The organism is Pacificoceanicola onchidii (genome assembly GCF_004804335.1).
GTDB classification, from domain to species: Bacteria; Pseudomonadota; Alphaproteobacteria; order Rhodobacterales; family Rhodobacteraceae; genus Pacificoceanicola; species Pacificoceanicola onchidii.
In genome coordinates, this window is the sequence record NZ_SRXY01000013.1 from 35,901 (window position 1) to 48,085 (window position 12,185).

Consider the following 12,185-nt stretch of genomic DNA (forward strand, 5'->3'; position numbering starts at 1 on the left):
GCTGAGGCGCTGATGTTAGCGGCGCACTGCCAAAACCAGCAATGCCGCGCGCGTGCTAAATCCAGTAATAGACAGCCCCAATTGCCTTTCAACGTTTCCTTCCGGCAACATTTCCACCAAACGCGACACGAGTGCCGCCTTTGATCACCGAGACGCGGGCAAGGCCGATGCCGACGCAACCGGGCACGTCAAGTTGGCTCACAGGAGGTCAATAAACCGAACCCGGCCTTTACAGAGTTAGTTGCTATTAGGGTTTTTCGAGTCCGGTTGAACAACCGGATGACTGGGGCGCGTCAGGATAAACGTGGCCGCCCCCAACATGACCACAGCTTGAATCGCGAGCACCCTGCCCGGCAAGTCCATGGCGACGCTCAGGAGCAACGCCGCGCCCATCATGACCAAAGCCATGGCCTTGAACCGCGGCGCGATGGCGCCGTTGCTACGCCAATCGTCTATGATCGGGCCAAAAACCGCATGGTTTTCCAGATACCTGGCCCAACGCGGAGAGCCCTTGGCGAAACAAAAGGCCGCAAAAATAACAAATGGCGTGGTCGGCAGAACAGGCAGCACCACACCAATCACACCCAGCGCAAGCGCAACCGCCCCGAACAAGAACCAGACCGGTTTGCTGAAATGTCGAATGATCGACTTGATCCCGGTCAAAGTGTTTCTCCTCGGATGAATGTAATCGGCATTAAAGATGTCGATTGAGAGATTCGCATGCCATGAACTTTGACCCCGATCAAATTGGTAGGGCAAGCAGATGAAGCTGAGCCGTTTTGCCGATTTCGGTCTGAGGGCCTGCATGCGTATGGCCTCCGACCCAAGCAGGCCCTTTTCAACCGCAGAGCTCGCAGATGAGTTCGGCATATCCAGAAACCACCTGACCAAGGCTGTTCGCACCCTCGCCAATGCCGGGATTGTCGAAACGAGGCGCGGCACCGGCGGCGGCGCAGTACTGGCTCAGCCGCCCGAACGTGTTTCTGTCGGGCGTGTTGTTGCGATTCTGGAAGCGCGCAGCGCCCTTGTAGAATGCTTTCAAGCAGATGGGGGCACTTGCGTCGTCACCGCATCCTGCCGTTTGAAAGGCATGCTGGAGAAGGCCCGAAGCGCCTTCATCCCGGAACTGGATCAGTTCACCCTCGCCGATTGCCCTCTGGACGCACCAACAGGAGGCGCAGATGGACGCCACGCATGAAATACCCTCGCCGCGGCAGATGGCACTTTTCAGCTACGGCTTTCGCCCGTTTTTCCTTGGCGGTGCGCTCTGGGCTGCCGTCGCCATGGCGCTTTGGATTGGTATGCTGAGCGGCGCATTGGAGCTGACGACGCAACTTGATCCGGTCTCATGGCACGCTCATGAGTTTTTGTTCGGATATCTCAGCGCCGTCATTGCCGGTTTCCTGCTGACCGCCGTACCCAACTGGACCAACCGGGCGCCTCTGTCGGGCAGTCCGTTGGCCGGGCTGTTTATCCTGTGGGCGGCTGGACGGACGGCCATTGCCCTTGGGTCTTGGCTAAACCCGCTCTTTGTCGCTGTAGTCGATCTGTCTTTCTTGCCTGTACTGGCGATGATCGTTGCCCGCGAAATCATTGCCGGACGCAACTGGCGCAACCTGATCGTTCTTGCATTGCTCGGTGTTTTCATTTCCGCAAACACGACGTTCCATGTTGGCCAAATTAACGACACCTACGATGCGCAAGAGCTTGGTTTGCGGATCGGACTTGTTGCAGCGATTCTGCTTGTCGCCCTGATAGGAGGGCGGATCGTTCCAGCCTTCACCCGCAACTGGCTGAAAAAGCGTGGCGCAGAGCGCCTCCCTACCCCGCCCATGCAACGCTTCGATATTGGCGCAATGGTCATGCTGCTTGTCGCGTGCGCGCTTTGGAGCCTCGCGCCGGAGGCGGCCATCACCGGAGTCGCGCTTGGATTCGCTGGCCTTGCGCACAGCGTAAGGCTCCTTCGCTGGCAGGGAGGACAGACCGGGGCCGAGCCGCTGCTCTGGATTTTGCACATGGCCTATGGCTTTGTCCCGCTCGGCAGTTTTGCCATGGCAGGCTCGATTTTGTGGCCCGACATGCTCAGTGCCAACGCGGCGCAGCACATGTGGATGGCCGGAGCAATCGGTCTCATGACCCTTGCGGTCATGACCCGTGCCACCCTCGGCCACACCGGCGCGGCGCTTCATGCGGACCTTCGAACGCTGACCCTGTACCTGTGTTTGCTGTCCTCAATTGCCTGCCGTGTACTTGCAGGTCTCCTCCCCGACTTCACCGCGTCCTTGCACAGTGCGTCCGGTATTCTCTGGATCAGCGCCTTCGCCGGGTTCGCGTTGATCTACGGCCCGCGCATCCTGCGCACCAGAAACGGAAACTGACAATGGATTGGGCCGGTTTTATCGTCGCGTTCATTGCGTTCTTCGTGACGCACTCCGTACCTGTTCGTCCCCCTGTCAGGCCTTACCTCGTGCAGAAACTCGGCGCGGCCGGGTTTGGTGCTGCCTACTCCCTCTTGTCGTTGGGCGTTCTGACCTGGTTGATCGTCGCGGCGCGGAACGCTCCTTTTGTGCCGCTTTGGGACTGGAGCAGTTGGCAAGTTCACCTTGCCCTGACGCTCATGCTGATCGCTTGCCTCCTTGCCGCCATGGCCATTGCGCGCCCCAATCCGTTTTCTTTCGGCGGAGCGCGAAACGATACGTTTGATCCACAGAAACCGGGCGTCATTCGCCTCACCCGCCATCCGCTTCTGCTCGCATTGGCAGTCTGGTCAGTGGCGCATGTCCTTACGAACGGCGATCTCGCGCATGTGATCCTCTTTGGCACGTTCGCAGCCTTTTCCCTGCTGGGTGGACGGCTTGTCGATCGGCGCAGAAAGCGCGAAATTGGCGCGAAATGGCATCGGCTTTGGAGAGACGTACAAACGCAACCACTTCGGCGAGCGATTGCGTTCGGAGAGCTTTGGCGGCTGGTAGCAGGGATTGCGCTCTATCTCCTGTTGCTGTTGGGCCATGGGCCCGTCATTGGAATCAGTCCACTACAATCCTTGTGAAACCGGTCGCAGAAACAAAGCACCGAAAACCGGCTCGAAGACCTTCGAACACGGATCAACCCGTTCCTGCCGAGGCCCGTTTTTTGCAATCGCGACAAACCGTTGTCCGACATACAACGATTGCGTGAAATTAGTATTTGCAACCGGTTGCAAAATTGATCATGCTGACCTCGGAAACACGGATTCGGGGAGACCCCATGCTCAGGATTGGATTGCTTGGTGCCGGGCGCATTGCCACGGTTCACGCAAGGGCGATTTCCGCTCATGCGAAGAGCCAGCTTTGCACCGTCTCCGATGTCTTCCCCGAAGCCGCCGAGACTCTGGCCGCATCTTTCGGCGCGGAGGTGCGCAGCTCCGAGGACGTGCTGGCGGATCCGTCTATCGATGCCGTTTTGATCGCGACACCAACGGACACGCACTCGGACCTGATCGAAGCGGCAACACAGGCCGGCAAGGCCGTTCTGTGTGAGAAACCCGTTGACCTGAGCCTCCAGCGCGCACGGTCTTGCCTTGCCGCGGTCAAGGACGCGGATCAGCCCGTAATGATCGGGTTCAATCGCCGGTTTGATCCGACGTTCACCGCAATGAAGACAGCCGTCGCGGCAGGGGAAATCGGCAAGCCGGAGCTTCTGGCGATCACGTCTTTTGACCCGGCCCCACCGCCCGTTGACTACGTCAAAGTGTCAGGCGGGTTGTTCCGGGACATGATGATCCATGACTTCGACATGGCGAATTATCTGATGGGTGAAACGCCCGTGACGATTTCCGCCGTTGGCAGCGCCATCGTTGACCCGGCCATTGGTGCAGCAGGCGATGTGGACACCGCTGCCGTCACGATGACCTATGCCGACGGCCGTATTGCGGTGATCAAGAACTCTCGCCGCGCGGTTTATGGCTATGATCAGCGCGTCGAACTGCTCGGATCGGACGGTTTGCTGCAGGCGCAGAACATGCTGGAGAACACCCTGGTGAAATCCACCACGACCGGCGTAACCGGAGCCAAGCCTACCTACTTCTTTCTCGAGCGCTACATGCCTGCTTACGAGGCGGAGTGGAACGCCTTTGTTCAGGTCATGACGGAAGGCGCCGACGTGCCCGTGACGCTGGAGGATGGCGTCGCCGCACTGGCGATGGCCGAAGCGGCAACACGCTCTCATCAATCCGGGCAACCGGTTGCACTTTCGGAGGTCGAATAGAGGAAAACACCGGTCGCAGAACCGGACAGAGCATTCGGTCAAAGACCGATACGACGCGGTGAAAACACACCGCATAACAAGATCGAATTGTCTTCTAGGGAGGAAATGACATGAAGAACCTGTTGAAAACCACCATGCTGGCGGCAACGATGTCTGCTGCAGCGCTGGGTGCGGCACAGGCCGAGGGCGAGAAATACGTTCTGGTCAGCCACGCCCCGGACTCGGACAGCTGGTGGAACACGATCAAGAACGGCATCGCGCTGGCAGGTGACCAGATGGGCGTCGAGGTCGAGTACCGCAACCCGCCGACCGGTGACCTTGCCGACATGGCGCGGATCATCGAGCAGGCTGCAGCCTCTGGCCCGAACGGGATCATCACAACACTGGCCGACTATGACGTGCTCTCCGGCCCGATCAAGGCAGCCGTGGACAGCGGTGTTGACGTGATCATCATGAACTCCGGCACGCCCGATCAGGCGCGTGAAGTGGGCGCTTTGATGTATGTGGGCCAGCCGGAATATGATGCGGGCCATGCTGCAGGCGTGCGCGCCAAGGGTGACGGCGTTGGCTCGTTCCTGTGCGTGAACCACTACATCAACTCGCCGTCCTCCACCGAGCGTTGCCAGGGCTTCGCTGATGGTCTGGGTATCGATCTGGGCAACCAGATGATCGACAGCGGCCAGGACCCGGCGGAAATCAAGAACAAGGTGCTCGCGTACCTCTCCGCCAACCCGGACACGGACGCCGTTCTGACGCTTGGGCCGACCTCTGCGGATCCGACCATCCTCGCGCTGGAAGAGAACGGCATGGCCGGTGACATCTACTTCGGCACCTTCGACCTCGGCGACGAGATCGTCAAAGGCCTGAAGGCCGGCGTGATCAACTGGGGTATCGACCAGCAGCCCTTCCTGCAGGCCTACCTGCCGGTCGTGGTTCTGACTAACTACCACCGCTATGGCGTTCTGCCGGGCAACAACATCAACTCCGGCCCCGGTTTCGTGACTGCTGATGGCCTGACCCTTGTCGAGAAATACGCAGGCGAATTCCGCTAAGCTTTTCTCCCTGTCAGGGCGCGCCAGATGCGCGCGCCCTGACCCTTTTTCCCAAATTACAAACGAACGGAGTTTGCGATGTCGGCGGCAACGCAAGGCGCGGATAAAGACGAACGTATCAAGGAAATTTCCCGGTTCAGACAAGCGCTGATCCGCCCGGAGCTGGGTGGGATCGTCGGAACGGTCGCCGTGTTCACCTTTTTCCTGCTCACCGCCTTTGACAGCGGCATGTTCAACGCACAGGGCGTGATGAACTGGTCGGTTGTCTCGGCTCAATTCATGATTATTGCCGTCGGTGCCTGCCTTCTGATGATTGCGGGCGAGTTTGATCTCAGCGTCGGCTCGATGATCGGCTTTGCCGGCATGATGATCGCGATTTTCTCCGTCACCCTGGCCTGGCCGGTCTGGCTGGCCATCATGATCACCTTTGTCCTTTGCGTCTTCATCGGGGCGATCAACGGCTTCATCGTCATTCGAACGGGCCTTCCGTCTTTCATTGTGACACTGGCGTTTCTGTTTATCCTGCGCGGCTTTACGATCTTTTTCCCTCAGGTGCTCGAACGCAAAACCATTATCGGCGGCATCAAGGACGCAGCCGAAGGTGACTGGCTCGCGCCCTTCTTTGGCGGCAAGGTTGGTGGGCCGATCTTTGAATGGATGGGCAACGTTGGTCTGATCGAGACTTTCTCGCGCGGCACCCGTGCTGGCCAACCCGTGGTCGACGGCATTCCCATGCTGATCGTCTGGGCCATCGGTCTGGTGATTTTTGGACACATCCTGCTGACACGCACCCGGTTCGGGAACTGGATCTTCGCTGCAGGCGGCGACGCCGAAGCGGCCCGCAACTCCGGTGTGCCCGTGAACCGCGTCAAGGTTCTGATGTTCATGTTCACGGCTTTCTGCGCGACGGTTTTCGCCACCTGTCAGGTGATGGAGTTTGGCTCTGCCGGGGCGGATCGTGGTCTTCTCAAGGAATTCGAAGCCATCATCGCCGTGGTCATCGGCGGGGCGCTTCTGACCGGGGGTTATGGCTCCGTCATCGGGGCCGCTCTGGGCGCTTTGATCTTTGGCGTGGTGCAGCAGGGACTGTTCTTTGCGGGCGTCGAAAGTTCGCTCTTTCGGGTCTTCCTTGGCCTGATCCTGCTCGGGGCCGTGATCCTGAACACCTATATCCGTCGCCTGATCACAGGGGAGCGCTGAGATGTCTGAACCAATCATTCGTATGAACAACATCGAAAAGCACTTTGGCAGCGTGATCGCGCTGGCCGGTGTCACGGTCGAGGTCTTTCCCGGCGAATGCCACTGCCTTCTGGGCGATAACGGCGCGGGCAAGTCGACCTTCATCAAGACCATGTCCGGCGTGCACAAACCCACCAAGGGCGAGATCCTTTTCGAAGGCAAGCCAATGGAATTCGCCGATCCGCGGGACGCAATTGAGGCGGGGATTGCCACGGTGCACCAGCACCTCGCCATGATCCCGATGATGAGCGTGAGCCGGAACTTTTTCATGGGCAATGAGCCTTTGAAGACGCGGCTCGGCATCCCGTTCTTTGACCGCGAGTATGCGGATCGTGTGACCATGGAAGAGATGCGCAAGATGGGCATCAACCTGCGTGGCCCGGATCAGGCGGTCGGCACGCTCTCTGGCGGTGAGCGCCAGACGGTAGCCATCGCCCGCGCTGTGCACTTCGGAGCCAAGGTGCTGATCCTAGACGAGCCAACCTCCGCTCTTGGCGTGCGCCAGACCTCGAACGTGCTGGCAACCATCGACAAGGTGCGTAAGCAAGGCGTCGGCGTCGTCTTTATCAGCCACAACGTGCGCCATGCACTGGCTGTGGGTGATCGCTTTACAGTGCTCAATCGCGGCAAGACCTTTGGCACTGCGAAACGGGGTGAAATCACCCCCGAAGAGCTGCAAGATCTCATGGCAGGCGGGCAGGAACTCGCGACGCTTGAAGGCTCTCTGGGCGGCACCGTTTAAACTACTGAAACCCGTCGGGTCGCCTTTTCGGCGGCTCGACCGAACCCACACTCTCTGGGGATATCCATGTCCAAGACAATTCGTTTGACTGCAGCGCAAGCGCTGGTCCGTTACCTGTTGGCACAGCTCACAGAAGACGGGGAACCTTATATCGCCGGTGTCTGGGCGATCTTCGGTCATGGCAACGTGGCCGGTTTGGGCGAAGCGCTCTATGCCTCGCGTGATGGTCTGCCGACCTATCGCGGCCACAACGAGCAGACTATGGCCCACGCCGCGATTGCCTATGCCAAACAATCCGGCCGACGCCGGGCGATGGCGGTGACCTCTTCGATTGGTCCGGGCGCAACCAACATGGTCACGGCGGCCGCTCTGGCCCATGCCAACCGCCTACCGGTGCTGTTCATTCCGGGCGATGTCTTTGCCACGCGCGGACCGGACCCGGTACTTCAACAGGTCGAGGATTTCGGCGATGGCATTGTCACGGCCAATGACTGCTTCCGCCCGGTCAGTCGCTATTTCGACCGCATCTCGCGGCCAGAACACTTGCTGACCGCCCTGCCCCGCGCAATGCGTACGCTGACCGATCCCGCCGATTGCGGCCCGGTTACGCTCGGCTTCTGTCAGGACACGCAGGCCGAGGCCTATGATTACCCGGTCAAATTCTTTGAACCGCGTGTCTGGCGTCAGCGCCGGATCGGCGCGGATGAGGGCGAACTGGCGAATGCGGTCGAGGCCATCAAGGCCGCAAAGAACCCGGTGATCGTTTCCGGCGGCGGCGTGCACTATTCGGGCGCGACCGATGCGCTCAAGAGCTTTGTCGAAGCCCACAACATCCCCGTGGCCGAGACGCAGGCGGGCAAATCTGCCCTACCCTGGGATCATCCGCTCAACCTTGGCCCGATCGGCGTGACCGGCGGCGAGCCTGCCAATGATCGCTGCGAGGCGGCGGATCTGGTGCTGGCCGTGGGCACACGTCTTCAGGATTTCACCACCGGTTCCTGGGGCCTGTTCAAGAACCCTGATCGCCGAATGATCTGCCTGAACGTGGGCGCCTACGATGCCGCCAAGCACAATGCAGAGCCGCTGATGGCCGATGCAAAGCGCGGGCTTGAGGCGCTTGGTGCGGCCCTGGGCGATCACAAGGCGCCCGGCGACGTGTCTGCTGCCAAGGCCGATTGGTTTGGCAAGGTCGACCCACTGACCGATGCGCCCGCAGACAGCAACGCGCTGCCCACGGACATGCAGGTGGTTGGTGCGGTTCAACGCGCGGCGAATGAGAACACCGTCGCCATGTGCGCCGCTGGCACCATGCCGGGTGAGCTTCACAAGCTGTGGAAGGCCTCTCGTCCGGGCAGCTATCACATGGAATACGGCTTTAGCTGTATGGGCTATGAAATCGCCGGGGCCATGGGCATCAAGATGGCAGACCCGGAGCGCGACGTGATCTGCTTCACCGGCGACGGCACTTACATGATGGCCAACTCGGAGATGGCGACGGCCGCAATGATGGGCATCAGCTTTACCGTTGTGGTCACCGACAACCGCGGCTTTGGCTGTATCAACCGGCTGCAAATGGGCACCGGCAGCGCCGAATTCAACAACCTGCTCGACCATGCGGTTGGCGGTGAGAACTCGGCCATCGACTTTGCCAAACACGCGGAAGCCATGGGGGCCACGAGCCTCAAGGTGTCTTCCATCGCCGAACTGGAAGAGGCCTTGGCCAAGCGCAGCGAGATAAAAGGCCCCTACGTGGTTGTCATCGACACCGATCCCTATCCGTCGACCGAGCACGGCGGAACGTGGTGGGAAGTGGGCGTGCCGGAGGTTTCGACCCGCCCCGAAGTCATGGAAAAACGCGCGGTCTGGGACAATGCCCGTAAAGAAAGAAACGAGCAATGAGCGTAAAAATCGGCATCTCCCCGATTGCCTGGCAGAACGACGATCTGCCGGACATCACGGCAGATTTTACCATGGAGCAGGCGCTGAAAGAGGCGCGCGAGATCGGGTACACCGGTGTCGAGCGCGGCCAGCGTATGCCGCATGACACGGAAGGTCTGCGCGCGTACCTCAATGAGTACGATATCGCACTCTGTGGCGGCTGGTGTTCCGGTGCGTCTTTGGTCAATGACCTTGCGGCGGAAAAGGCGGCGGTACAGCAGCAGGTTGACCAGTTCGTCGCCCTGAACGCGCCCTGTATCGTCTATGCGGAATGCTCCAACACAGTGCAGGGGCAGATCGCGACGCCGGTAAATGATCGCCCAAAACTGTCACGCGATGAGGTGCTGGCCTACGGCGCGAAACTGACCGAATTGGCCAAGTGGATGGCGGATCAGGGCATGCCGATGGCTTATCACCATCACATGGGTTCCATCATCGAGAGCGAAGACGACGTGAACTGGCTGATGGAGGGTTCTGGCCCGGAGCTGCGCCTGTGTTTTGACACCGGGCACCTGCTCTTTGGCGGCGGCGACGTGATGGCGACACTGAACCGCTGGGGTGACCGGGTGCATCACGTTCACTTCAAGGACATCCGCCCCGACGTGGTTGTGGATGTGCGCGAAAACAACCGCTCTTTCCTCGACGCGGTCATGGCCGGTGCCTTCACCGTTCCGGGCGACGGCTGCATCGATTTCCAGGCGGTGTCCAATGCTTTGAAAGCAATGGATTACGCCGGTTGGATCGTGGTCGAGGCCGAACAAGACCCGGCCAAAGCGCCGCCGTTCGAGTATTCCAAAATGGGATATGAGCACATTCAAACCGTGTGCAAAGCCGCCGGTTTGCAGATCGATACATAAGGTTCACCGGCCCTTCGGGGCCAAACCGAAGACCATGCACAACAAGGAGGTTAGCCATGGTTGAACGTCAGCTTGGATATATGGGGTATTTTGATCGCGAGTCCTGCGATCTGGATGAGTTCAAGGTACTGACGTCGCAAAACCTCCTGCCCGAGGCCGTTCCGCAGGCGGCCTCGGTGGTCAAGAATGTGCCCCTTTACGACATGGCCGAGCATCGCGAGACCCTGTCCGATCCATCTGCGCGCAAGCGGCTTATGGAAGAATGGGCCTGGGTGTTGGGCAAGTCCGCGGGCGTGATTGTTCTGAAAGGTGCCTATGCGGACACCACCCCGATTGATCGGGCCACGGATGTGTTTCGGCAAATCATTGCGGAAGAGAGGGTCGGAGCCGAAGGCAAAGGTGATCATTTCGCAGCGAGCGGCGCCAATGACCGGATCTGGAATTCGCTGCAAAAACAGTGCTTGCGTGATCCGGAGGGCTTTGCGCTCTATTTCGGGAACACAGCCATTGCGGCAGCCTGCGAAGCATGGCTCGGACCGAATTACCAGATGACCGCGCAGGTCAATCAGGTGCGGCCCGGCGGCAAGGCGCAGCAGGCGCACCGCGATTATCACCTTGGCTTCCAAAGCGCAGACAACGCCGCGCTTTATCCGCGCCATGCCCACGAGGTGACGGCAACGTTGACGCTGCAAGGCGCAATTGCGCATTGCGATATGCCGTTGGAGAGCGGGCCAACCAAACTGCTGCCGTTTTCGCAACTCTACGGTCCCGGTTATCTCGCCTTTCATGACGAGGCGCATCGGGATTGGTTCGAAGAGGCACATGTGCAGCTGCCTTTGGATAAGGGCGACGCGGTGTTCTTCAATCCGGCGCTGTTCCATGCGGCGGGAGAGAACACCAGTGCCAATATCGAGCGGCTGGTAAATCTGGTGCAGGTCTCATCGGCCTTTGGGCGCGCGATGGAGACCCTCGACCGCGCGGCCATGTCCCGCGCCTTGCACCCTGTTCTGGTCTCGCTTTGGCAGGGCGGGCGGCTGTCCGGGCAGGCGGTGGCTGCGGCCATTGCTGCCTGTGCGGAGGGCTATCCGTTCCCGACCAATCTCGACACGGACCCGCCGATTGGCGGCAACGCCCCGGCCAGCCAGGCGCAGCTCTTGGCCGAGGCGGTCGCCACGGGCGCGGACACAGAGGCCTTTGCCGAAACTCTGGCCGCATTGAAAACCCGTCAGGCGGCTTGACAACCACCACGTCGCAACCGGCGCAAGCCGGTTGCGCACCGAAAGGACAACTATGCCGGACCTTTTGCGCAAACCCTTTGGAACCCATGGCAAGGTACATCAGATCACGCCGGAAAGCGCGGGGTGGCTCTATGTCGGTTTTTCTCTCTACCGCCTGCGCGCCGGGGAACGCGCGTGGGAGGCGACAGGGGATCGTGAGGTCATCCTGGTCATGGTCGAAGGCAAAGCCGCGATCACCGGCGCAGGCCAGGATTGGGGCGTTCTGGGCGAGCGAATGAACGTCTTTGAAAAAACACCGCCGCACTGCCTTTACCTGCCGGGCGGCACCGACTGGGAAGCCGTGGCCGAAACCGACTGCGTGCTGGCGGTCTGCTCCGCCCCCGGCCATGGCGGCCATGAGGCGCGGCGGATCGGGCCGGACGGCATCTCGCTGACAACCCGCGGCAAAGGCACCAACACCCGCCACATCAACAACATCGCCATGGAGAACGAGGATTATTGCGATTCGCTTCTGGTGACCGAGGTCTTTACCCCGGCTGGGCATTGGTCGAGCTATCCGAGCCACCGTCATGACGAAGACGATTACCCCCGGATGACCTATCTCGAAGAGACCTACTATCACCGTCTGAACCCGGCGGACGGCTTTGGAATTCAACGGGTCTATACGGATGACAGGAAGCTGGATGAGACCATGGCAGTCTCGGACGGCGACGTGGTTCTGGTTCCGCGCGGCCACCACCCCTGCGGCGCGCCCTATGGCTTTGAGATGTACTACCTCAACGTCATGGCCGGGCCTTTGCGCAAATGGCGATTTGAACCCGCGCCGGAGGTGGCGTGGATTATGGAGCGGGATGGGTGAAGATTGGTAGCACCC

12 protein-coding genes are annotated in these 12,185 nt (G+C 60.2%); 11 read left to right on the forward strand and 1 reads right to left on the reverse strand.

What is annotated here, in order from left to right:
• Positions 1-237: 237 nt before the first annotated feature.
• Entirely contained in the window at positions 238-807 is a 570-nt protein-coding gene (locus E4662_RS23345; RefSeq protein WP_136444054.1) for a YbaN family protein, read from the reverse strand.
• On the opposite strand from E4662_RS23345, the gene E4662_RS23350 reads away from it, so the two are divergent.
• The 11 genes from E4662_RS23350 to iolB all read left to right on the forward strand — a co-directional run bounded on the left by E4662_RS23350 (position 806) and on the right by iolB (position 12,170).
• Positions 806-1,198 (forward strand): RrF2 family transcriptional regulator, encoded by a 393-nt coding sequence (locus E4662_RS23350; protein WP_338113523.1) that lies wholly within the window; start codon positions 806-808, stop codon positions 1,196-1,198. The genes E4662_RS23345 and E4662_RS23350 overlap by 2 nt on opposite strands.
• Positions 1,182-2,378 carry an NnrS family protein gene (locus tag E4662_RS23355; protein WP_136444056.1) on the forward strand — a complete coding sequence of 399 codons (1,197 nt, stop codon included), beginning with the start codon at positions 1,182-1,184 and terminating at the stop codon, positions 2,376-2,378. Before E4662_RS23350 ends, E4662_RS23355 begins: the two co-directional genes overlap by 17 nt.
• Before the next feature lie 2 nt (positions 2,379-2,380).
• The gene (locus tag E4662_RS23360; RefSeq protein ID WP_136444057.1) at positions 2,381-3,049 is read left to right on the forward strand and encodes an NnrU family protein; all 669 of its coding nucleotides are present in this window, start codon (positions 2,381-2,383) and stop codon (positions 3,047-3,049) included.
• A gap of 197 nt (positions 3,050-3,246) precedes the next feature.
• Positions 3,247-4,245, forward strand: a complete 999-nt coding sequence (gene iolG / locus E4662_RS23365) for an inositol 2-dehydrogenase (protein ID WP_136444058.1) — start codon at positions 3,247-3,249, stop codon at positions 4,243-4,245.
• Between the two features lie 110 nt (positions 4,246-4,355).
• Positions 4,356-5,297: a sugar ABC transporter substrate-binding protein gene (locus tag E4662_RS23370; protein ID WP_136444059.1), complete on the forward strand. Its 942-nt coding sequence runs from the start codon at positions 4,356-4,358 to the stop codon at positions 5,295-5,297.
• Positions 5,298-5,375: 78 nt separating this feature from the next.
• Positions 5,376-6,497, forward strand: coding sequence for an ABC transporter permease (locus E4662_RS23375; RefSeq protein WP_136444060.1), 1,122 nt, complete (start codon positions 5,376-5,378; stop codon positions 6,495-6,497).
• A gap of 1 nt (position 6,498) precedes the next feature.
• Entirely contained in the window at positions 6,499-7,278 is a 780-nt protein-coding gene (locus E4662_RS23380; protein ID WP_136444061.1) for an ATP-binding cassette domain-containing protein, read from the forward strand.
• A 66-nt stretch (positions 7,279-7,344) separates the two neighbouring features.
• A complete protein-coding gene (iolD, locus tag E4662_RS23385; protein WP_136444062.1) occupies positions 7,345-9,177 on the forward strand; it encodes a 3D-(3,5/4)-trihydroxycyclohexane-1,2-dione acylhydrolase (decyclizing) in 1,833 nt (610 codons plus the stop codon).
• Positions 9,174-10,073 carry a myo-inosose-2 dehydratase gene (gene iolE, locus E4662_RS23390; RefSeq protein WP_136444063.1) on the forward strand — a complete coding sequence of 300 codons (900 nt, stop codon included), beginning with the start codon at positions 9,174-9,176 and terminating at the stop codon, positions 10,071-10,073. The genes iolD and iolE overlap by 4 nt, the downstream gene beginning before the upstream one ends.
• 56 nt (positions 10,074-10,129) lie before the next feature.
• Positions 10,130-11,311, forward strand: coding sequence for a phytanoyl-CoA dioxygenase family protein (locus E4662_RS23395; RefSeq protein ID WP_136444064.1), 1,182 nt, complete (start codon positions 10,130-10,132; stop codon positions 11,309-11,311).
• Between the two features lie 52 nt (positions 11,312-11,363).
• Positions 11,364-12,170, forward strand: coding sequence for a 5-deoxy-glucuronate isomerase (iolB, locus tag E4662_RS23400; protein ID WP_136444065.1), 807 nt, complete (start codon positions 11,364-11,366; stop codon positions 12,168-12,170).
• Positions 12,171-12,185 lie beyond the last annotated feature (15 nt).